This is a genomic window from Pseudomonas sp. CFBP13509, from assembly GCF_005233485.1.
Taxonomy (GTDB): domain Bacteria; phylum Pseudomonadota; class Gammaproteobacteria; order Pseudomonadales; family Pseudomonadaceae; genus Aquipseudomonas; species Aquipseudomonas marginalis.
Genome location: NZ_QGAA01000006.1, coordinates 115,964 through 135,702 on the forward strand (window position 1 = coordinate 115,964; position 19,739 = coordinate 135,702).

Genomic DNA, 19,739 nt, shown 5'->3' on the forward strand with positions numbered 1-19,739 from the left:
TCAGAAACGGTTAATTGTCGTGCGCCTTGCCCGGGCCAAGACTGACGGCCCTCCTTCCCGGTTTCTGGACGCCGTCGATGAATACCCCTTCACCTGTAAAGCTTACGCTAGTCATCGCCAGCGTCATCCTGTGTTGGGCCTATTCGCCGATTGGCGTGCACATCGGGCTGCACAGCTACAGTCCCGGCCAATTGGCGTTGTTAAGGTTTTTGATTGCCTCGCTGTTCATGGGCGGTGTGGCACTGGTGATGGGCATCGGCCGGCCGCGCCTGCGGGATGTTCCGTGGTTGCTGGTGCTGGGGTTCTTCGGCGTGTTCCTGCATCACACCAGCCTCAACTATGGGCAGCAATGGGTAACGGCAGCGGCGTCCAGCGTCCTGGCGCAGTCGGCGCCGTTGTTCAGTGTGCTGATCGCGTTTTTGTGCCTGAAGGAGCGAGTCAGTGCCTGGCGCTGGGGCTGCGTCTTGCTGGGGCTGCTCGGCGTGCTGGTGGTTATCTGGGGGGATCAGGGGCTGGGTGAGATCGACCCGCGTGGCTTGTTGATCCTGCTGGCGGCGGTGTCGTGGAGCGTGTACTTCGCCCTGCAGAAGCACTATGCCCACCGCTACAGTCCGCTGACCATGGCGTGCTACATGGTGTGGGCGGGCACTCTGATGCTGTGTGTGAACCTGCCGGGCCTGCCGGCTGCAGTGGTGCAGGCGCCGTTGGCGGAGAATGTGGCGGTGCTGGTGCTCGGCATTTTCCCCAGCGCCTTGGCGTATCTGGCCTGGGGGTATGTGTTGAAGCATGTGGAGGTCAGCCGCGCGTCGGTGGCGATGTACCTGATCCCGCCGGTGGCAATGGTGATGGCCGCGACGTTGCTGGGCGAACACATTGCCGTGCAGGTGATGCTGGGCGCTGTGATCGTGCTGGCCAGTGTGGCGGCCATCAGCCTGGAGGGGCGCTGTCGGTCAGTCGTTCAGGCAAAACGCGCGCAAGCGGTGGCCGTCGAGGTCCTGGGCGACGAAGGTGTAGCCGAAGTCCATGGGCGTCGGTGACTGGACAATGATGGCGCCCTGTTCTGCCCATTGGTCGTGCAACGCGTCCACGGCGGCCGTGTCGGGCAGCGAGAAGCCCACTTCACCGCCACCGCCTGTGAACCGGGCTGCCGGCTCGACAGTATGACGCGACCACAGCCCGAGCTTTACGCCGTTGTCCAGAATGAACAGGGCAAAGGTCGGGTTCAATTCGACCGGCGGCTTGCCCAGCAGGCGGCTATAGAAATTGGCACTGGTGGCCGGGCTGTCGACGTACAGCAGGAAGTAATGGGCGAGGGTGTTCATGTGGGCTCCTTGAGAACAGGCGTGGTGTGGCGCCGAGTCTATAAGGAGTGCCTGTCAGTTTTTGTCAGGAGCGTGCAGGGGGACCGGGTCTTCGCCAGTGTATAGCTTGATGATGTCGTCGATTTCGCCGGACATTTTCATCCGCAGCAAGGTGCGCAGGATCTTTTGGGCCGGTACGGCGGGATCGTTGCGCACGATGCAGCCGAGGTTTTGCTCCTCAATCAGCGCAACTTTGTGCAAGCGCTGGCTGATCGGCATTTTCTGGTTGAAACGGTCGACGATCCATTCATTGCTCACCGCGTAGTTGAATCGCCCCGCCACCAGCTTGTGCAGCACCTGTTCTTCGCTGCGGGCGTCGTCGCGGGTGAGTTGGCCGCTGGCAAACAGTGGGTCGAGGGCGCCATAGCGATAGTTGAGCACCGTGCCGATCGGCTGGGGTGTCAGCTTGAGCACCTGCACCGGCTGGTTGCGCACACTGACCAGCACATTGCGCTGCACCATTAAAGGCAAGCTCCAGATGTAGTCGCCGGACAGGTTGTCGACCCACGCGTGGGTGACATAACAGCGCACATCAATATCCCCGTGGCCCATGGCTGTGGCGATACGGGCGCGGGCCAGCACGTGGAATTCCGCCGGCTGGCCGACCTGGGTGGCCAGGCTCAACATCAAATCATACAAAATCCCCTGTGTAGGCCGGCCGTTCTCGACCTGCACCATGGGCATCGCCCAACTGTCGGAAACCGAGAAACGCAGCGGTGCAGGCGCCGCCAGGCAAGCCGTGGTCATCATCCATAAAGCGCCCAGGACTACGCGCATACACTCTCCGGGTTCAGGCCTTTTCGGGGCCAGTCAGCAGAGCTTAGTCAGATTAGGCGAGCGTGCCGGATGCAATTTCCCCCTTGCTCCGCTAGCATTACCCGCTTCCGCTTCCCAGTTGCGACGGTTTTCGATGAGTTATCAGGTTCTTGCACGTAAATGGCGTCCGCGCTCGTTCCGCGAAATGGTCGGCCAGACCCATGTGCTCAAGGCTCTGATCAATGCCTTGGACAGCCAGCGGCTGCACCACGCCTACCTGTTCACCGGTACCCGGGGAGTGGGCAAGACCACCATTGCGCGCATCATCGCCAAATGCCTGAACTGTGAAACCGGTATCACCTCGACGCCCTGCGGCACCTGCTCGGTGTGCCGCGAGATCGACGAAGGGCGTTTCGTCGACCTGATCGAGATCGACGCCGCGAGCCGCACCAAGGTCGAAGACACCCGCGAGCTGCTCGACAATGTGCAGTACGCGCCCAGCCGTGGCCGCTTCAAGGTCTACCTGATCGACGAAGTGCACATGCTTTCCAGCCATTCCTTCAACGCCTTGTTGAAAACCCTGGAAGAGCCGCCGCCCTACGTCAAATTCATCCTGGCCACCACCGACCCGCAGAAACTGCCTGCAACGATCTTGTCGCGGTGCCTGCAGTTCTCCCTGAAGAACATGACCCCCGAGCGCGTGGTGGAGCATTTGACCCACGTGCTGGGCGTCGAGAACGTACCGTTCGAAGACGACGCACTGTGGCTGCTGGGCCGCGCCGCCGATGGCTCGATGCGCGATGCCATGAGCCTCACCGACCAGGCCATTGCCTTTGGTGAAGGCAAGGTCATGGCTGCCGATGTGCGCGCCATGCTCGGCACCCTGGACCACGGCCAGGTGTTCGACGTGCTGCATGCGCTGATCGAGGGCGATGCCAAGGCGTTGCTCGAAGCCGTGCGCCACCTGTCGGAGCAAGGCCCGGACTGGAACGGCGTGCTCTCGGAAATCCTCAATGTGCTGCACCGCGTCGCCATCGCCCAGGCGTTGCCGGAAGGTGTCGACAACGGCCATGGCGACCGTGACCGCGTGTTGGCCCTGGCCCAGGCGTTGCCGGCCGAAGACGTGCAGTTCTACTACCAGATGGGCCTGATCGGTCGTCGCGACTTGCCTTTGGCGCCCGACCCACGCGGAGGCTTCGAGATGGTCCTGCTGCGGATGCTGGCCTTCCGGCCGGCGGATTCGGCGGACGCACCGAGACAGCCGCTAAAGCCAGTGGGGATCAGCCAGGCCACAGTTGATTCCGCCAAACCAGTGGCTGGCGCGGCGGTGGTCGCGCCAGTGGTTGCTGCCCCTGTTGCACCGGCGCCTGAGCCGGCAGCGGTGGTGGCGGCAGCGGTGGTTGAGCCGGAACCGGTTGTCGAGCCCGAGCCTGTCGTCGACCTGCCCTGGAATGACCCGGTAGACGCTGAGGTCGAGGTTGAACAGCAGCCCTATGTCGAGCCCGTCCTGGAAACCGTCGGTGAGCAGCCTGAGCTGACGCCGATGCCTGCGCCGACGCCGGACAGCGTGGTACCGGCCGCCCCCGAGTGGGTGACGGCCCCGGTTCCCGAGCCGACTGTGGCCCAGGTCGAAGCCGCAACCCCGGGCATCGACCTCGACGACGAACCGCCGCTGGACGAAGACTACATCGAGCCGGACATGGATTCGGCCTACAGCTACCTGGACGACCTGGCCAGCGAGCACACCGCCGAGCCTGCCCCGGAACCCGAGGTGGAGCCCGCTGCGGCACCAGCCACCGGCCTGGCCCTGCAATGGCTGGAGCTGTTCCCGAAACTGCCGATTTCCGGCATGACCGGCAGCATCGCCGCCAACTGCACCCTGATCGCCATCGATGGCGACCACTGGCTGTTGCACCTGGACCCGGCCCACAGTGCGCTGTTCAACGCGACCCAGCAGCGGCGCCTCAACGACGCCCTGAACCAGTACCATGGGCGCACGCTGACCATCGCTATCGAGTTGATCAAGCCCGAGCAGGAAACCCCGGCCCAGGCTGCCACCCGCCGGCGTATCAACCGCCAGCGCGAGGCTGAGGACTCGATCCACGGCGATCCGCTCATCCAGCAAATGATGCAGCAGTTCGGGGCGGTCGTTCGCCAAGATACAATTGAACCTGTCGAAGCCCCGGTGCCCCAGGCGTCCTGACACCGGGCTATTCATTGATCCACGTACTTTTGAGGTGATTCCCATGATGAAAGGTGGCATGGCCGGCCTGATGAAGCAGGCGCAGCAGATGCAGGAAAAGATGGCCAAGATGCAGGAAGAGCTGGCCAACGCCGAAGTCACCGGTAAAGCCGGTGGCGATATGGTCAGTGTGGTGATGACCGGTCGTCACGACATCAAGCGCGTGAGCATCGACCCAAGCGTATTGCCAGGCGTGGGCGAAGATGACCTGGAAATGCTCGAGGCGCTGTTCGCCGCGGCCGTCAACGACGCCGTGCGCAAGATCGAAGCCAACAGCCAGGACAAAATGTCCGGCGTGACCGCCGGCATGCAACTGCCACCGGGCATGAAGCTGCCGTTCTGATCGCCAGGCTTTAGCTAGACTCCAATGCCAGGCCTCGTGCCTGGCATTTTTGTTTGTGTGCGCCAATCCAATCGAACCCTGGCGCGGCACCCATGGTCTGCACCCTATACCGATAGATTCGATCAAGGAGCCCTTCATGCCTCACGAACCGACTTTGAACCAGCGCATTGTCCTGGTCTCACGCCCTCAAGGCGCACCCACGCCGGAAAACTTCCGCCTGGAACGGGTGACCTTGCCGGAATTGGCAGACGGCCAGGTCCTGCTGAAGACGCTCTACCTCTCCCTCGACCCTTATATGCGCGGGCGCATGAGCGACGCACCGTCCTACGCCGCGCCGGTGGAAATCGACGAGGTGATGACCGGCGGGGCTGTCAGCCGTGTAGAGCAATCGCGTAATCCGAAATTCGAGGTGGGTGATCTGGTCGTCGGCGCCACCGGTTGGCAGAGCCACAGCATTTCCGACGGCCGCAACCTGATCCCGGTGCCCAATGGCCTGGCCAGCCCGTCCATGGCCCTGGGGGTACTGGGCATGCCGGGCATGACCGCCTACATGGGCCTGATGGACATCGGCCAGCCGAAAGCCGGAGAAACCCTGGTGGTGGCGGCTGCCTCCGGCGCGGTGGGTTCGGTGGTCGGCCAGGTGGCCAAGCTCAAGGGCCTGCGTGTGGTCGGGATTGCGGGCGGTGCCGAGAAGTGCCGCTACGTGGTGGACGAATTGGGTTTTGATGCCTGCATCGACCACAAAAGCGCAACGTTTGCCGACGACTTGGCCCAGGCCTGCTTCAAGGGCGTGGACATTTATTTCGAAAACGTCGGTGGCAAGGTGTTCGACGCCGTGCTGCCGTTGCTCAACCCCAAGGCGCGCATCCCCCTGTGCGGGCTGATCGCCGGCTATAACGCCCATGAAGCGCCCAGCGGGCCTGACCGCTTGCCGGCGCTGCAACGCACGTTGTTGACCAAGCGTGTACGGATCCAGGGCTTTATCGTGTTTGACGACTACGGTGATCGCCAGCCGGAGTTCCTCAGCGCCATGGCGCCGTGGGTACGCGACGGCAAGATCAAGTTCCGCGAAGACGTGGTCGAGGGCCTGGAGCAGGCGCCCGAAGCCTTTATCGGTTTGCTGGAAGGGCGCAACTTCGGCAAGTTGGTGGTACGGGTCGCGCAGGATTGAGCATTTGACGCTAATCCGAGGCGCGGGTATAAACCGCGTCTCGTTGTTTTGTCGGACCACTCGCCCATGAGCTTCAGCCCCCTGATTCGCCAACTGATCGACGCCCTGCGCACGTTGCCGGGTGTCGGTCAGAAAACCGCCCAACGCATGGCGCTGCAACTGCTGGAGCGTGATCGCAGCGGCGGTACCCGGCTGGCCCAGGCCTTGAGCCAGGCCATGATCGGGGTGGGTCACTGCCGCCAGTGTCGGACCCTCACCGAAGAAGAACTCTGCCCGCAATGCGCCGACCCGCGCCGCGACGACACGCTGCTGTGCGTGGTGGAAGGGCCGATGGATGTGTACGCGGTGGAGCAGACGGGTTATCGCGGGCGCTACTTCGTGCTCAAGGGCCACCTCTCGCCGCTCGATGGGCTGGGGCCGGAGGCCATCGGCATTCCGCAGTTGGTGGCGCGTATCGAGGCGCAGGGCACCTTTACCGAGGTGATCCTGGCCACCAACCCGACCGTGGAAGGTGAAGCCACCGCGCATTACATCGCCCAACTGCTGAGCAACAAAGGCCTGGTCACTTCGCGAATCGCCCATGGCGTGCCGCTGGGGGGCGAGTTGGAGTTGGTGGACGGCGGCACGTTGGCGCATTCGTTCGCCGGTCGTAAACCGATCGCGCTCTAACGATCAGCGCAGGATCAAATGTGGGAGGGGCAGTGCGGCGAATCCACTTGCCCCTGATAGCGTCAGTCCGCGCAACCGTTACCGCTCGGTGAGGGCAAAGCGGGTCAGGCAAAACGTCGGGATGCCCATGTCTTCCAGGCGTTGCGAGCCGCCGAGTTCCGGCAGGTCAATGATCGCCGCCGCTTCAAAGATCTTCGCCCCCATGCGTCGCACCAGGTTGGCCGCCGCGATCAAGGTACCGCCCGTGGCGATCAGGTCATCGAACATCAGCACCGAATCACCTTCGCACAGGCTGTCGGCATGCACTTCGAGGAAGGCCTCGCCGTATTCGGTCTGGTAACCCTCGGACAGCACGTCAGCCGGCAGCTTGCCCTGCTTGCGGAACAGGATCAGCGGCTTGTTCAGTTGGTAGGCGATGATCGAGCCGATCAGGAAGCCGCGCGCATCCATCGCGCCGATATGGCTGAAATCGGCCTCGACATAGCGATGGGCAAAGGTGTCTGCCACCAGGCGCAGGGCCTTGGGCGATTGGAACAGCGGGGTGATGTCACGAAAGATCACCCCAGGCTTGGGGAAGTCGATGACGGGGCGGATCAGGGATTTGATGTCGAACGAATCGAAAGTCATCGTCGAAGAGTCCTGGGCGGAAAACGGACTCGAAGTATACCTGCGGCCTCACCGATTGGCGCGGCCGCAAGCGTCTGCATCAGCCTTCCAAGGAACCACCGGCGAGTGCGCACAGCTGGATCGGGTCGAGGATGTGCACTTCCTTGCCTTCGGCGGCCAGCAGTTCGCTCTGCTGGAAGCGGGTAAACACACGGGATACGGTTTCCACTGCCAGGCCCAGGTAATTGCCGATTTCGTTGCGCGACATGCTCAGGCGGAACTGGTTGGCCGAGAAACCACGGGCACGGAACCGCGCCGACAGGTTGACCAGGAAGGTGGCGATGCGCTCGTCGGCGGTTTTCTTCGACAACAGCAGCATCATCTGCTGGTCGTCACGAATCTCGCGGCTCATCACGCGCATCAACTGACGGCGCAGTTGTGGCAATTGCAGGGCCAGTTCGTCCAGGCGCTCGAAGGGGATTTCGCACACCGACGTGGTTTCCAGGGCCTGGGCCGACACCGGGTGAATCTCGGTGTCCATGCCCGATAACCCGACCAGCTCGCTGGGCAGGTGGAAACCGGTGATCTGCTCTTCGCCGCTGTCGCTCAGGCTGAAGGTCTTCAGCGCGCCCGAACGTACTGCATAGACGGAATCGAACTTGTCCCCCTGGCGAAACAGAAACTCGCCTTTCTTCAGCGGGCGACCGCGTTTAACGATTTCGTCCAACGCTTCCATGTCTTCCAGATTCAGCGAAAGTGGCAGGCAGAGGGGAGCCAGGCTGCAATCCTTGCAGTGAGCCTGGCTGTGAGCGCGCAGTTTGACTGGCTCGGACATTTCTTAAATCCTTGTGGGAAAACACACATAATACGTAAGGGTACCGCACTGGTGGGCAGTGAAGCCAGCCTGTACAAAAAACAAGCAACGGTATAAAGCTTTTTGTACCGATGCCGATACAGTTGCACCTCTACCCTTCGGAGCTCGGATCATGTCTGTTATCGCGGCTTACAACCCTGCCATCCGTGTACCCAGCGTGCAGGACTTGAAGCCCGCTGCCGAGGCCGAGGAAAAGCTGCCCGTGACCGCGCCGGCGCCTGAAACCAAGGTGATTGAAGGGGTGACGGTGACTATTTCCGCCGCAGCGTTCAAGGCGGCCGGGGCGCCCAAAAGCGCGAATGCCGATATCGACGACAGCGGCCTGGACGATAACGTCAAGCAGGTGCTGAAAATGATCCGCAAGCTGAAACAGCAGATCGCCGAGAAAATGGCTGAGCTTCAGGCGATCGCGGCAGACAAAAGCTTGACCCCGGAGCAGGCCCGGGCCAAGACCGCCAATGTGCAAGGCGCGATCAGTTCGTTGCAGGCAGGTTTGATGACGGCCCAGACCTCTCTGGCCAAAGCGATGAAGACCATGAGCGCCGATGACGCGCTCAAAGCCGCGTCGTTGTCGATGTAACTAGATCACCCGCGAAAACCGCTGCCGGTTCTGGTGCTCCAGGTACGCATCGAACACCATGCAGACCGAACGCACCAGCAGCCGTCCGGCGGGCAGCACGCGAATGCCTTGGGCATCCAGTTCGATCAGGCCGTCTTGCGCCATCGCCTCAAGTTGCGGCCAGACCTCGTCGAAATACCCGCGAAAATCGATGTTGAACGCCTGTTCGATCTGCTCGAAGGCCAGGCTGAACGTGCAGATCAACTGCTGGATCACTTCCCGACGTAAGCGGTCGTCGGTGGTGCAGATCAAACCACGGCTGGTGGCCAGTTGGGCGTTGGCCAGGGCGTTCTGATAGCCGTTCAGGTCACTGCTGTTCTGGCAGTACAGGTCGCCGATCTGGCTGATGGCTGACACGCCGAGGCCGATCAGGTCGCAATGGCCGTGGGTGGTGTAGCCCTGGAAATTACGTTGCAGCGTGCCTTCTTCCTGGGCAATGGCGAGTTCGTCGTCCGGCAGGGCGAAGTGGTCCATGCCGATATAGCGGTAGCCGGCCTGGGTCAGTTGCTCGATGGTGGTCTGCAGCATCAGCAGCTTGGATTCCGGCGACGGCAGTTCCTCGCTGTTGATCCGTCGTTGGGGCATGAAGCGTTCCGGCAGATGCGCGTAGTTGAACACCGACAGGCGGTCCGGCTGCAGCTTGATCACTTCCTCCACGGTGCGCGCGAAGTTGATCGGCGTCTGCTTGGGCAGGCCGTAGATCAGGTCGATATTGATCGAGCGAAACTGCAGGGTGCGCGCGGCGTCGATCACCGCGCGGGTTTCTTCCAGGCTTTGCAGGCGGTTGACCGCGCGCTGCACGTCCGGGTCGAGGTCTTGCAGGCCGATGCTCACACGGTTGAAGCCCAGTTCACGCAGCAGGCCCATGGTCGCCCAGTCGGCTTCGCGCGGGTCGATCTCGATGCTGTAGTCGCCGGAGTCGTCGTCGAGCAGATTGAAGTGCTGGCGCAGGCTGCCCATGACCTGGCGCAGTTCGTCGTGGCTGAGAAAGGTCGGGGTGCCGCCGCCGAAGTGCAGTTGTTCAACCGACTGTTTCGGGTCGAGGTGGCAGGCCACCAACTGAATCTCCTGCTCCAGGCGTTGCAGGTAGGCCTGGGCGCGGCCGCGGTCCTTGGTGATCACCTTGTTGCACGCGCAGTAGTAGCAAATGTTCGCGCAGAACGGCACATGCACATACAGCGACAACGGTCGCGTGGCCTTGCGGCTTTCGCGCAGGGCGTGGAGCAGGTCGAAGGTGCCGACCTGGCTGTCGAATTGTACGGCGGTGGGGTAGGACGTGTAGCGCGGTCCCGCCAGGTCGTAGCGGTGAATCAGATGTGAGTCCCAACGAATGGCGTCGAGCATGCGGGCATTCCCCGGATAGGCTAGTGAGCCGAGTCTAGGGGCGTGGCCGGTAGGGCATCTTGATTTGCATCAACGGGGAGCGGCGCTATGCCACATAGCCTTTTAATGGCCCATCAGCCAGTGCTGGTGCGGACCTGGCAGGGTCCAGATACCGAAAACAATCACCAGCAGGCCACCGGCCATCCGCACGCTGCGCTTGCGCAATAACGCGGTCACGCGTTCGGCCGCCAACCCGGTCGCCAGCAGTACCGGCCATGTGCCTAAGCCAAAAGCCAGCATCAGCAGCGCACTGTCCAGCGCATTACCCTGGCTGGCGGCCCACAGCAGGGTGCTGTAGACCAGCCCGCACGGCAACCAGCCCCACAGCGCGCCCAGCAGCAGCGCGCGGGGCAGGCTGGATACCGGCAGCAAACGGTTGGCGACGGGCTGTATGCAGCGCCACAGGCCGCGCCCGAGGCTTTCGATACGGGTGAGGCCGCTCCACCAACCGGCCAGGTACAGCCCCATGCAGATCAACAGCAACCCGGCGAGCACACGCATGAACAGGGCCGCCGGGCTGTTGGCCACCGCCCAGCCGGCCAGGCCGATCAATAACCCCGCGGTGGCATAGCTGAGGATGCGCCCCAGGTTGTACGCCAGCAGCAGGCGGAACCGGCGGCTGCGCTGTTCCTTGGGAATCGCCAGGGTCAGCGCGCCCATCAGCCCGCCGCACATGCCCAGGCAATGGCCGCCGCCCAGCAGGCCGAGGATCAGCGCAGAGACCAGCAGCGGCGCCAGCTCAAGCATGGGGTGGGGCTTTGGGCACGGGCGGTTGCTCGGGGCCGTTGGCTTCGTCGACGGCCGCCAGGTGGTTCGGGTCCTGGTCGTCGAACAGCACGCTGTGGGCCGGGCCGTCGAGGTCGTCGTACTGGCCGCTGTCCACCGCCCAGAAGAAGATGTAGATGGCCACGCCCACTAACAGCAGCGCCGCCGGAATCATCACGTATAGAGCTGGCATCTGCACTCCATGCCCGCGCGGCTCAAGCCGGCAGCGGACGGGTTACCAAAGGGGCGCTTCTGGCCTGCGCACTCGGCAGGCGAGTCAGGCGCAGGGCATTGAGCACCACGGTCAACGAACTGAGGGACATGCCGATCGCCGCCCAGATCGGAGTGATCCAACCGAGGGCGGCAAACGGCAGCATAAGGCCATTGTACAGTCCCGCCCACAGCAGGTTTTCAATGATCACCCGGCGGGTGCGCCGCGCCAGGGTGAAGGCTTGCACCAGGGCATCCAGGCGGTTGGACAGCAGCACCGCATCGGCGCTGGTCTTGGCCAGGTCGGTGGCCGAGCCCATGGCCACGCTGATGTCGGCGGCGGCCAGCACCGGCACATCGTTGACGCCATCGCCGAGCATCAGCACCTTGCGGCCTTCCTTGTGCAGTTGTTGCAGCACGTGGAGCTTGTCGTCTGGGCGCAGGCCGCCGTGGGCTTCATCGATACCCAGTTCAGCAGCGACGCTGGCGACCATCGGCGAACTGTCCCCCGACAGCAGCAGCGTGCGCCAACCTCGCGCCTTGCAGGCGGCCAGCAGGGCAGGGGCATCGCTGCGCAGGCGGTCGTCGAGGACGAACCAGGCCAGGGCACCGTCGCCGTCGCCCAGCAGCAGCCATTGGCCGTCATCCTCCGGAGCGGCGGGAATCGGGCAACCACTGAGTGCACAAACAAACCCCGGCTGGCCGATGCGCAACTGGCGTGTGCCGACACGGCCTTCCAGGCCAAGGCCCGGGGAACTGAGCACCTCGTCGGCGGCCAGCGGCGCACGCCCGAAGGCGCGGGCAATCGGGTGTTCGGAGCGGTTTTCCAGGGCGGCGGCGAGGCCCAGGCACTGGTCGCTGTTCAAGGCGGCCAGCGGCCGGATCGCTTTCAACGCCAGGCGGCCTTCGGTGAGGGTGCCGGTCTTGTCGAAGATCACCGTGTCGATCTGGTTCAGGCCTTCGAGCACATGGCCACGGGTCAGCAATAGCCCGAGCTTGTGCAGGGTGCCGGTGGCGGCGGTGAGGGCGGTCGGCGTGGCCAGGGACAACGCGCAGGGGCAGGTGGCCACCAGCATTGCCAGCACGATCCAGAACGCCCGCGATGAATCCAGCTCCCACCACAACAGGCCGATCACCGCCGCGGCAATCAGCGAACACAACAGGAACCACTGCGCGGCGCGGTCGGCGATCTGCGCCAGGCGCGGCTTCTCGGCCTGGGCCCGCTCCAGCAGGCGTACGATGGCGGACAGGCGGGTCTCGTGGCCCAGGGCGCGGACTTCGACGGTCAACGCGCCTTCGACGTTCAGCGTGCCGGCGGTGACGGCATCACCGGTTTGGCGCGGCAGCGGCAGGTACTCACCGGTGAGCAGCGATTCATCGATGCTGGAGCGGCCGTCGAGGATCACCCCATCTGCCGGCAGAACCGCGCCCGGATGCACCAGCACGCGGTCGCCCAGCGCCAGTTCGCTCAAGAGAATGCGTTCGCTCTGGCCGTCACCTTTGAGGCGCAGGCATGAGGCGGGCAGCAGGTTGACCAACTGCGCGGTGGCGGCGGCCGTGCGCTCCCGGGCACGGCGCTCCAGGTAGCGACCGGCCAGCAGGAACAGCGCGAACATGCCCACCGCATCGAAATACAACTCGCCCACGCCGGTGATTGCAGTCCAGATCCCGGCCAGGTAAGCCCCGCCAATGGCCAGGGACACCGACACGTCCATGGTCAGGTGACGCGTACGCACGTCGCGCATGGCGCCCTTGAAGAACGGCGCACAGCTGTAGAACACGATGGGGGTGGTCAGAAACATTGCCACCCAGCGCAGGATCACATGCAGCTCGGGGCTCAGGTCGATATTGAATTCCGGCCAGGTGGCCATGGTCGCCATCATCGCCTGGAACCACAGCAGTCCGGCGACCCCCAGCTGGCGCAGGGCCAGGCGGTTTTCGCTGGCCAGTTGCTCGGCCGCACGGTCTGCTTGATACGGGTGGGCGGCATAGCCGATATGGCGCAGTTCACTGAGCACCTGGCTCAACGGCAATTGCCCGTCGGCCCAGCGCACCTGCAGGCGATGGTTGGACAGGTTCAGCCGCGCCTCGGCCACGGCGGGCAGGCTGCGCAGGTGTTTTTCGATCAACCAGCCACAGGCGGCGCAACTGATGCCTTCCATCAGCAGGGTGGTTTCGGCGAGGTCGCCTTCGTGGTGCACGAAGGGTTTTTGCACGTCGGCGCGGTCATACAGCGCCAGTTCATCCACCAGTTGCACCGGCAGCGTCTCGGGGTTGGCCGAGGCTTCGCTGCGGTGCTGGTAATAGCTTTCCAGCCCACCGGCCACAATCGCTTCGGCCACGGCCTGGCAGCCGGGGCAGCACAGCTCGCGGCGCTCGCCGAGGATCACGGCGGTGAACCGACTGCCGGACGGGACGGGCAGGGCGCAGTGGTAGCAGGGGGTTGGGCTGGTCATGGGCGCTGCTATTTTTTCAGGTCTTCAGCACCCTGCAACGGTTCATCACCCAGCAGCAAGTCCTTGTCGTGGCTGACTTCTTCTTCCTCGAACAGGCGCCAGGTCCTGTCGCCTTCCACGCCCAGCAATTCCACGAAGCGGCGGCCTTCGACCTTGTCGGTGACCTGGCCGATGTAGCGGCCCGGTTCGCTGTCGCTGCGGGTCAGGTTGATCTTGCGATCCTTCTCCGGCTGGGTCGGGGAGATCAGGTTCAGTTCCAGGGTGTTCGGGTTGCTGTAGCCGGTAAGTTGCAGCTCGACTTCGCCGGTCAGCTCATCCAGGTGCAGCTTGGCGCGCAGTTGCAGGGTCTGGGCCAACCGTTCGCGGTCCAGGGAGCGGTTGATGCCTTTGCCGGCCTCGTAGTAGTTGTCGTTGACCAGGTTGTCCGGGTTGTTCACCGCGATGGTCACCATGGACAAGGTCAAGGTCACCGAGCAGGCCAGGATCCCAATGATGATCCAGGGCCAGAGGTGCTTGTACCAGGGGCTTGCGGCAGTAGCTACGGGCATTGTTCAGTTCTCTCGTTATCGAACTTGTGGGCCGATGAATCGGCTCTTGGCTTCAACGTGGACGCTGGCGTCATCGGCATCGGTGAGGATGAATTTCACCTCGTTGGTACTCGACGGCAGTTGCTCCGGTGCACTCGACAGCTCCACCGGCATGCTGACGATATCGCCCGCCGCCACTCTGATTTCACGTCGGCCTTGCAGCTTGAGGTCCGGCAGGCCGGCGGCGTCGAGCACGTAGGTGTGATCGCGCTGGTCCTTGTTCATGATCTTCAGGCTGTAGACGTTTTCGATGCGCCCTTCGGCGTTTTCGCGGTACAGCACGCGGTCCTTGCTCACGTCGAAGCCCACCAGCGAACGCATGAAGAACGCCCCGGCCAATAGGCTGATCATCGCCAGCAACACCAGGGCATAACCGATCAGGCGTGGGCGCAACTTGTGGGTTTTCTGCCCCGACAGGTTGTGCTCGGTGGTGTAGCTGATCAGGCCGCGCGGGTATTCCATCTTGTCCATGATGGTGTCGCAGGCGTCGATACAGGCGGCGCAACCGATGCACTCGATTTGCAGGCCGTCGCGGATGTCGATACCGGTGGGGCATACCTGGACGCACATCGTACAGTCGATGCAGTCACCCAGGCCCTGGGCCTTGTAGTCGGTGCCTTTTTTACGCGGGCCACGCACTTCGCCACGGCGTGGATCGTAGGAAACGATCAGGGTGTCCTTGTCGAACATCACGCTCTGGAAGCGCGCATACGGGCACATGTAGATGCACACCTGCTCGCGCAGCCAGCCGGCGTTGCCGTAGGTGGCGAGGGTGAAGAAGCCGACCCAGAAATACGACCAGCCGTCGGCCTGGCCGGTGAAGAAGTCGAACACCAGCTCGCGGATCGGCGAGAAGTAGCCGACAAAGGTCATGCCGGTGACAAAACCGATCAACAGCCACAGCGTGTGCTTGCTGAATTTGCGCAGGAACTTGTTGGCCCCCATGGGCGCCTTGTCCAGCTTGATGCGCTGGTTGCGGTCGCCTTCGGTGACCTTTTCGCACCACATGAAGATCCATGTCCACACGCTTTGCGGGCAGGTATACCCGCACCACACGCGGCCGGCGTACACCGTGATGAAGAACAGGCCAAATGCCGCGACGATCAGGATGCCCGACAGCAGGATGAAGTCCTGGGGCCAGAAGGTCGCGCCGAAAATAAAGAACTTACGTTCCGGCAGGTTCCACCACACCGCCTGGTGGCCACCCCAATTCAGCCACACCGTGCCGAAGTAGAGCAGGAACAGGCCGGCACCGCCGAGCATGCGCAGGTTGCGGAACAGGCCAGTGAAGGCGCGGGTGTAGATTTTTTCGCGCGAGGCGTACAGGTCGACAGTCTTGGTGTCAGCACTGCTGGCGTTTTTGGCAGGCGGGGTAACGTCATGTACCGGTATCTGGTTGCTCATCATTGCATCCCACGGCGGTGGAGATTTGCCTCGGCCAGTACGTGCCAACCGGGGTCAAATTAAGGGTCTTGCAGTGGCGTAATGATACGCCCCCGATGGTGCTCAAAGGGTGCGACCTTTGGTCGCGTTGGGGGAAATCAATTGATGGTGTACGTGACCTGGATCAATTGACTTGGGAAGTATGGACGGTTTTCGTGGCGGAGGCGGTCATTCGTCCCAAGGATTGATCAGTGGAACGCCACTGGATTTGAAGTCGCTGACGTTGCGCGTGACAACCGTGAGCCCATGCACCAGCGCGGTCGCGGCAATTAATGCGTCACTTTCATTGGCGCGGTCCGGCACATGCAAGTGTGCGCAACGCAACGCGACTGCCGCATCGACGGGCAGGATTCTGGCATCAAAGGCCGGCATCACATGACGCTTGAGCCAGGTTCGCAACACTTTCCCCTGAGCCGGGTCGCGCCGCTCAATGCGCAAGACCCCGGTTTCCAATTCTTTCAGGGTGATTGCCGAAATAAACATACGCGGTGCGCTGACACTTTTGGCCCAGGCGACCACGTTTGCATCAGCCTGGGGTTTACGCAGTTCAGAGATTACGTTGGTGTCGAGTAGATACATCAAGAGAGGTCCACGGGTCGATGAGTGACCGCGGCACGTTCGGTTTCAAAGTCGATATCGGCCGCTTCCGGCATCACCAGCAGGTCAACGATGTTGGCATTGAGACCTGTCAGCTTCTGGTAGTCCTCAATGCTTAGCAGTACATGGGCAGGCTTGCCGCGATCGGTGATAAAAACCGGGCCTTGGCGAGCGGCTTTTTTGGCACCGCTTGTGTCTTGATTGAATTCGCGACTGGAAATGGTGGTGAAAGTCATGGTGCGCCTCCCCTGGAGCGGGTTGAATGTAGTTACGTTACTACTTGGCCTTGGCGAGCCACAAGCTTAAAGCTACAAGCGGTCAACGTGCTTTTCCCATGGGGGTGTCGATGCGATCTATAAAAAAGCCCCGCCTGATCACTCAGGCGGGGCTTTTGTGTGTCGGTGAGCTTTACTGCTCGTCAGCCTTCTTATCCCCATGGGACAAGCTGTAGACATACGCCGCGAGCAAGTGCACCTTGTCGTTGCCTTGCAGTTGCTCCTGCGCAGGCATCTGGCCCTGGCGGCCCCAACGGATGGTCTGCTGCAGTTGGGCGAAGCTCGAACCGTAGATGAATGCACCCGGGTGGGTCAGGTCCGGCGCGCCCATGGCGGGGGTGCCCTTGCCGGCCGGGCCGTGGCAGGCCACGCAGTTGGCGGCGAAGAGTTTCTCGCCGTTGGCCACATCGGCTTTCACGCCTTCCGGCAGCTTGCGGCCGTCGAGGTTGGTGACGACGAACGCGGCAACGTCGCTGACGCCTTGCTCCTTGAGGATGTCCAGCCAGGCCGGCATGACGGCATGACGGCCCTTCATGATGGTTTCCTTGATGGTGGCCGGTTCGCCACCCCAGCGCCAATCGGCGTCGGTCAGGTTGGGGAAGCCATAGGCGCCCTTGGCGTCGGAGCCGTGGCATACCGAGCAGTTGGAGGCGAACAGGCGACCGCCCATCTTCAAGGCTTGCGGGTCCTTGGCGACATCTTCAATCGGCATCGACGCGAATTTGGCGAAGATCGGCCCGAACTTGGCGTCCGACCTGGCCATTTCCTTTTCCCATTCGTGCACGCCGGTCCAGCCGGTCTGGCCGTTGGCGAACGGGGTTTGCTTGTCGTTGTCGAGGTAGTTGTAGCCCGGCAGCAGGCCTTTCCAATTGCCCAGGCCGGGGTAGAGCACCAGGTAGCCAAGGGCGAAGATGATGGTGCCGACGAACAGCATGAACCACCACTTGGGCAGCGGGTTGTCATACTCCTCGATGCCGTCGAACGAGTGGCCGACGGTCTCGTCGGTCTGCTCGGCGCGCTGGCCCTTGCGGGTCGACAGCAACAGCCAGGTCAAGGCGAAGATGGTACCCAGGCTGAGGACTGTGACGTACAGACTCCAGAACGTAGTCATTCTTTGTTACTCCTAGAAGCTTGCTCGACGTGCTTGATGGCTTCGGGATCATCCGCAAAGGGCAACATGGTCGCGTCGTCAAACTCCGACTTGCGCCGGGGACTGAACACCCACAGCGCCAGGCCGATAAAGGCCACCATCACCACAACGGTGCCCAGGCCTCGAATCATCCCGATATCCATGAAGAATCACCGTTTGCTTTTGATGATGGTGCCCAGGCCTTGCAGGTAGGCCACCAATGCGTCCATTTCGGTCTTGCCCTTCACGGCTGCGGCTGCACCGGCGATGTCTTCGTCGGTGTAGGGCACGCCCAGGGTGCGCAGGACTTCCATCTTCTTCGCGGTGTCCTTGCCGTCGAGCTTGTTTTCCACGAGGAACGGATACGCCGGCATTTTCGACTCAGGCACCACGTTGCGCGGGTTGTACAAGTGCGCACGTTGCCAGTCATCGGAGTAACGCCCGCCGACACGGGCCAGGTCCGGGCCGGTGCGCTTGGAACCCCACAGGAACGGGTGGTCCCACACGCTTTCACCGGCCACCGAGTAGTGGCCGTAGCGTTCGGTTTCGGCGCGGAACGGGCGAATCATCTGCGAGTGGCAGCCGACACAGCCGTTGGCGATGTAGACGTCGCGGCCTTCCAGTTCAAGGGCGGTGCGCGGCTTCATGCCTTCGACCGGCTTGTTGGTCACGTCCTGGAAAAACAGCGGAACGATCTGGGTCAGGCCACCGATGCTCACGGCGATGACCATGAAGAAGGCCAGCAGGCCGATATTCTTCTCGACGACTTCATGCTTCATCAGTGGGCTCCCACAACGGCGATCTTGGCGGCGGCTTCGGCTTCTGCCGGGTCCGAGGCACGCACGGTGCGCCAGACGTTGTAGGCCATTAACAGCATGCCGCTGGCAAAGAACGCACCCCCGAGGGCGCGGACGATGAAACCAGGGTGGCTGGCTTGCAGCGCTTCGACGAAGGAGTAGGTGAGGGTGCCGTCATCGTTGATCGCACGCCACATCAGGCCCTGGGTGATGCCGTTGACCCACATCGAGGCGATGTAGAGCACGGTGCCGATGGTGGCCAGCCAGAAGTGCGCGTTGATCAGCCCGACACTGTGCATCTGCACACGGCCGAACAGCTTGGGGATCATGTGGTACAGGGCGCCGATGGAGATCATCGCTACCCAGCCGAGGGCACCGGCGTGTACGTGGCCGATGGTCCAGTCGGTGTAGTGGGAGAGCGAGTTGACGGTCTTGATCGCCATCATCGGCCCTTCGAAAGTCGACATGCCGTAGAACGCCAGGGACACCACCAAAAAGCGCAGGATCGGGTCGGTGCGCAGCTTATGCCAGGCGCCCGACAGGGTCATCATGCCGTTGATCATGCCGCCCCAGCTCGGGGCCAGCAGGATGATCGACATCGCCATGCCCAGGGACTGGGCCCAGTCCGGCAATGCGGTGTAGTGCAGGTGGTGCGGGCCGGCCCAGATGTACAGGGTGATCAGCGCCCAGAAGTGCACGATGGACAGGCGATACGAGTAAATAGGCCGTTCGGCCTGTTTGGGCACGAAGTAGTACATCATCCCCAGGAAACCGGTGGTGAGGAAGAAACCTACGGCGTTGTGGCCGTACCACCACTGGATCATCGCATCCGTCGCCCCGGCGTAGGCCGAGTAGGACTTGAACAGGCTGACCGGCAACGAGGCGTGGTTGACGATATGCAGCATCGCCGTCACCAGGATGAAGGCCCCGTAGAACCAGTTGCCCACATAGATGTGCTTGGTCTTGCGCTTGACGATGGTGCCGAAGAACACCACTGCGTAGGTCACCCAGACGATGGCCAGCAGAATCGCGATCGGCCATTCCAGCTCGGCGTATTCCTTGGTGGTGGTGTAGCCCAGCGGCAAGGTGACGATGGCGCCGACGATGACCGCTTGCCAACCCCAGAAAGTGAAGGCCGCGAGGCTGTCGGAGATGAGTCGCGTCTGGCAGGTTCGCTGCACGACATAGTAGGAGGTGGCAAACAATGCACATCCGCCGAAGGCGAAAATCACCAGGTTGGTGTGCAGCGGGCGCAGGCGGCCGAAGGTTGTCCATGGCAGACCGAAATTCAATTCCGGCCACACCAGTTGCGAGGCGATAAACACCCCGAGCCCCATGCCAAGGATCCCCCAGACCACCGTCATGATGGCGAACTGGCGGACTACCTTATAGTTATAAGCAGTCGGACTGATTGCTGTGCTCATTCTAAGGTTCCACGGTTTAGGTTTTTTTATAG

General features: G+C 62.5%; 22 protein-coding genes. 6 read left to right on the forward strand and 16 right to left on the reverse strand.

Translation table 11 applies throughout. The features are described 5' to 3' along the window. The first annotated feature begins 77 nt into the window (after positions 1-77). Positions 78-1,037, forward strand: a complete 960-nt coding sequence (locus PspCFBP13509_RS11910) for a DMT family transporter (protein WP_065924752.1) — start codon at positions 78-80, stop codon at positions 1,035-1,037. Here PspCFBP13509_RS11910 and PspCFBP13509_RS11915 read toward each other — a convergent pair. Together PspCFBP13509_RS11915 and PspCFBP13509_RS11920 are read right to left on the reverse strand one after the other, a co-directional pair. Continuing rightward, positions 951-1,322: a VOC family protein gene (locus PspCFBP13509_RS11915; protein WP_065924751.1), complete on the reverse strand. Its 372-nt coding sequence runs from the start codon at positions 1,320-1,322 to the stop codon at positions 951-953. The two genes, PspCFBP13509_RS11910 and PspCFBP13509_RS11915, sit on opposite strands and share 87 nt — an antisense overlap. Before the next feature lie 54 nt (positions 1,323-1,376). Continuing rightward, positions 1,377-2,138, reverse strand: a complete 762-nt coding sequence (locus PspCFBP13509_RS11920) for a substrate-binding periplasmic protein (RefSeq protein WP_137212088.1) — start codon at positions 2,136-2,138, stop codon at positions 1,377-1,379. A 133-nt stretch (positions 2,139-2,271) separates the two neighbouring features. Between PspCFBP13509_RS11920 and dnaX the strand changes: the two genes are divergently transcribed. The 4 genes from dnaX (at position 2,272) to recR (ending at position 6,542) form a co-directional block, all read left to right on the forward strand. Beyond that, on the forward strand, positions 2,272-4,320 hold the full coding sequence (gene dnaX / locus PspCFBP13509_RS11925) for a DNA polymerase III subunit gamma/tau (protein WP_065924749.1): 2,049 nt from the start codon (positions 2,272-2,274) through the stop codon (positions 4,318-4,320). A 43-nt stretch (positions 4,321-4,363) separates the two neighbouring features. Next, complete coding sequence (locus PspCFBP13509_RS11930; protein ID WP_003193199.1) at positions 4,364-4,702, forward strand: YbaB/EbfC family nucleoid-associated protein; 339 nt, start codon at positions 4,364-4,366, stop codon at positions 4,700-4,702. Between the two features lie 136 nt (positions 4,703-4,838). Beyond that, positions 4,839-5,873: an NADP-dependent oxidoreductase gene (locus PspCFBP13509_RS11935; RefSeq protein ID WP_065924748.1), complete on the forward strand. Its 1,035-nt coding sequence runs from the start codon at positions 4,839-4,841 to the stop codon at positions 5,871-5,873. 66 nt (positions 5,874-5,939) lie between these two features. Beyond that, positions 5,940-6,542, forward strand: a complete 603-nt coding sequence (gene recR / locus PspCFBP13509_RS11940; protein WP_137212089.1) for a recombination mediator RecR — start codon at positions 5,940-5,942, stop codon at positions 6,540-6,542. Between the two features lie 78 nt (positions 6,543-6,620). Here recR and PspCFBP13509_RS11945 read toward each other — a convergent pair whose 3' ends face one another. Both PspCFBP13509_RS11945 and fnr read right to left on the reverse strand, forming a co-directional pair. Further along, positions 6,621-7,169 (reverse strand): adenine phosphoribosyltransferase, encoded by a 549-nt coding sequence (locus PspCFBP13509_RS11945; RefSeq protein WP_027603721.1) that lies wholly within the window; start codon positions 7,167-7,169, stop codon positions 6,621-6,623. 79 nt (positions 7,170-7,248) lie between these two features. Next, positions 7,249-7,983, reverse strand: a complete 735-nt coding sequence (fnr, locus tag PspCFBP13509_RS11950) for a fumarate/nitrate reduction transcriptional regulator Fnr (protein WP_065924746.1) — start codon at positions 7,981-7,983, stop codon at positions 7,249-7,251. Between the two features lie 151 nt (positions 7,984-8,134). Here fnr and PspCFBP13509_RS11955 point away from each other — a divergent pair, with 151 nt between their 5' ends. Beyond that, positions 8,135-8,602, forward strand: a complete 468-nt coding sequence (locus tag PspCFBP13509_RS11955; protein WP_083221141.1) for a hypothetical protein — start codon at positions 8,135-8,137, stop codon at positions 8,600-8,602. On the opposite strand, the gene hemN is transcribed toward PspCFBP13509_RS11955, so the two are convergent. The 12 genes from hemN to ccoN form a co-directional block, all read right to left on the reverse strand. Further along, positions 8,603-9,985 carry an oxygen-independent coproporphyrinogen III oxidase gene (gene hemN / locus PspCFBP13509_RS11960; protein ID WP_065946877.1) on the reverse strand — a complete coding sequence of 461 codons (1,383 nt, stop codon included), beginning with the start codon at positions 9,983-9,985 and terminating at the stop codon, positions 8,603-8,605. 102 nt (positions 9,986-10,087) lie between these two features. Beyond that, positions 10,088-10,771, reverse strand: a complete 684-nt coding sequence (locus PspCFBP13509_RS11965) for a sulfite exporter TauE/SafE family protein (RefSeq protein WP_065924744.1) — start codon at positions 10,769-10,771, stop codon at positions 10,088-10,090. Next, positions 10,764-10,982 carry a cbb3-type cytochrome oxidase assembly protein CcoS gene (ccoS, locus tag PspCFBP13509_RS11970; RefSeq protein WP_065924743.1) on the reverse strand — a complete coding sequence of 73 codons (219 nt, stop codon included), beginning with the start codon at positions 10,980-10,982 and terminating at the stop codon, positions 10,764-10,766. Before ccoS ends, PspCFBP13509_RS11965 begins: the two co-directional genes overlap by 8 nt. A 22-nt stretch (positions 10,983-11,004) precedes the next feature. Next, on the reverse strand, positions 11,005-13,455 hold the full coding sequence (locus PspCFBP13509_RS11975; RefSeq protein WP_074847449.1) for a heavy metal translocating P-type ATPase: 2,451 nt from the start codon (positions 13,453-13,455) through the stop codon (positions 11,005-11,007). An 8-nt stretch (positions 13,456-13,463) separates the two neighbouring features. Next, positions 13,464-14,003, reverse strand: a complete 540-nt coding sequence (locus PspCFBP13509_RS11980) for a FixH family protein (RefSeq protein ID WP_065924741.1) — start codon at positions 14,001-14,003, stop codon at positions 13,464-13,466. Positions 14,004-14,018: 15 nt separating this feature from the next. Beyond that, the gene (ccoG, locus tag PspCFBP13509_RS11985; RefSeq protein WP_027603729.1) at positions 14,019-15,446 is read right to left on the reverse strand and encodes a cytochrome c oxidase accessory protein CcoG; all 1,428 of its coding nucleotides are present in this window, start codon (positions 15,444-15,446) and stop codon (positions 14,019-14,021) included. A 207-nt stretch (positions 15,447-15,653) separates the two neighbouring features. Further along, positions 15,654-16,064: a type II toxin-antitoxin system VapC family toxin gene (locus tag PspCFBP13509_RS11990; protein ID WP_065924739.1), complete on the reverse strand. Its 411-nt coding sequence runs from the start codon at positions 16,062-16,064 to the stop codon at positions 15,654-15,656. Further along, a complete protein-coding gene (locus PspCFBP13509_RS11995; RefSeq protein WP_137212090.1) occupies positions 16,064-16,318 on the reverse strand; it encodes a type II toxin-antitoxin system Phd/YefM family antitoxin in 255 nt (84 codons plus the stop codon). The genes PspCFBP13509_RS11990 and PspCFBP13509_RS11995 overlap by 1 nt, the downstream gene beginning before the upstream one ends. 172 nt (positions 16,319-16,490) lie before the next feature. Beyond that, on the reverse strand, positions 16,491-17,468 hold the full coding sequence (ccoP, locus tag PspCFBP13509_RS12000) for a cytochrome-c oxidase, cbb3-type subunit III (RefSeq protein WP_065946875.1): 978 nt from the start codon (positions 17,466-17,468) through the stop codon (positions 16,491-16,493). Continuing rightward, positions 17,465-17,650, reverse strand: coding sequence for a CcoQ/FixQ family Cbb3-type cytochrome c oxidase assembly chaperone (locus tag PspCFBP13509_RS12005; RefSeq protein ID WP_003193169.1), 186 nt, complete (start codon positions 17,648-17,650; stop codon positions 17,465-17,467). The genes ccoP and PspCFBP13509_RS12005 overlap by 4 nt, the downstream gene beginning before the upstream one ends. A gap of 6 nt (positions 17,651-17,656) precedes the next feature. Beyond that, positions 17,657-18,265, reverse strand: coding sequence for a cytochrome-c oxidase, cbb3-type subunit II (gene ccoO, locus PspCFBP13509_RS12010; protein WP_003193167.1), 609 nt, complete (start codon positions 18,263-18,265; stop codon positions 17,657-17,659). Then, positions 18,265-19,707, reverse strand: a complete 1,443-nt coding sequence (gene ccoN / locus PspCFBP13509_RS12015) for a cytochrome-c oxidase, cbb3-type subunit I (RefSeq protein ID WP_027603733.1) — start codon at positions 19,705-19,707, stop codon at positions 18,265-18,267. Before ccoN ends, ccoO begins: the two co-directional genes overlap by 1 nt. Between the last annotated feature and the right edge of the window lie 32 nt (positions 19,708-19,739).

Coding starts and splice junctions, on each gene's coding strand:
- ccoG (WP_027603729.1), bottom strand. CDS start 15,446: ATGAGCAACCAGATACCGGTACATGACGTTACCCCGCCTGCCAAAAAC.
- PspCFBP13509_RS11990 (WP_065924739.1), bottom strand. CDS start 16,064: ATGTATCTACTCGACACCAACGTAATCTCTGAACTGCGTAAACCCCAG.
- fnr (WP_065924746.1), bottom strand. CDS start 7,983: ATGTCCGAGCCAGTCAAACTGCGCGCTCACAGCCAGGCTCACTGCAAG.
- dnaX (WP_065924749.1), top strand. CDS start 2,272: ATGAGTTATCAGGTTCTTGCACGTAAATGGCGTCCGCGCTCGTTCCGC.
- ccoS (WP_065924743.1), bottom strand. CDS start 10,982: ATGCCAGCTCTATACGTGATGATTCCGGCGGCGCTGCTGTTAGTGGGC.
- PspCFBP13509_RS11930 (WP_003193199.1), top strand. CDS start 4,364: ATGATGAAAGGTGGCATGGCCGGCCTGATGAAGCAGGCGCAGCAGATG.
- PspCFBP13509_RS11955 (WP_083221141.1), top strand. CDS start 8,135: ATGTCTGTTATCGCGGCTTACAACCCTGCCATCCGTGTACCCAGCGTG.
- PspCFBP13509_RS11965 (WP_065924744.1), bottom strand. CDS start 10,771: ATGCTTGAGCTGGCGCCGCTGCTGGTCTCTGCGCTGATCCTCGGCCTG.
- PspCFBP13509_RS11915 (WP_065924751.1), bottom strand. CDS start 1,322: ATGAACACCCTCGCCCATTACTTCCTGCTGTACGTCGACAGCCCGGCC.
- PspCFBP13509_RS11995 (WP_137212090.1), bottom strand. CDS start 16,318: ATGACTTTCACCACCATTTCCAGTCGCGAATTCAATCAAGACACAAGC.
- ccoP (WP_065946875.1), bottom strand. CDS start 17,468: ATGACTACGTTCTGGAGTCTGTACGTCACAGTCCTCAGCCTGGGTACC.
- hemN (WP_065946877.1), bottom strand. CDS start 9,985: ATGCTCGACGCCATTCGTTGGGACTCACATCTGATTCACCGCTACGAC.
- recR (WP_137212089.1), top strand. CDS start 5,940: ATGAGCTTCAGCCCCCTGATTCGCCAACTGATCGACGCCCTGCGCACG.
- PspCFBP13509_RS11945 (WP_027603721.1), bottom strand. CDS start 7,169: ATGACTTTCGATTCGTTCGACATCAAATCCCTGATCCGCCCCGTCATC.
- PspCFBP13509_RS12005 (WP_003193169.1), bottom strand. CDS start 17,650: ATGGATATCGGGATGATTCGAGGCCTGGGCACCGTTGTGGTGATGGTG.
- PspCFBP13509_RS11920 (WP_137212088.1), bottom strand. CDS start 2,138: ATGCGCGTAGTCCTGGGCGCTTTATGGATGATGACCACGGCTTGCCTG.
- ccoN (WP_027603733.1), bottom strand. CDS start 19,707: ATGAGCACAGCAATCAGTCCGACTGCTTATAACTATAAGGTAGTCCGC.
- PspCFBP13509_RS11980 (WP_065924741.1), bottom strand. CDS start 14,003: ATGCCCGTAGCTACTGCCGCAAGCCCCTGGTACAAGCACCTCTGGCCC.
- ccoO (WP_003193167.1), bottom strand. CDS start 18,265: ATGAAGCATGAAGTCGTCGAGAAGAATATCGGCCTGCTGGCCTTCTTC.
- PspCFBP13509_RS11910 (WP_065924752.1), top strand. CDS start 78: ATGAATACCCCTTCACCTGTAAAGCTTACGCTAGTCATCGCCAGCGTC.
- PspCFBP13509_RS11935 (WP_065924748.1), top strand. CDS start 4,839: ATGCCTCACGAACCGACTTTGAACCAGCGCATTGTCCTGGTCTCACGC.
- PspCFBP13509_RS11975 (WP_074847449.1), bottom strand. CDS start 13,455: ATGACCAGCCCAACCCCCTGCTACCACTGCGCCCTGCCCGTCCCGTCC.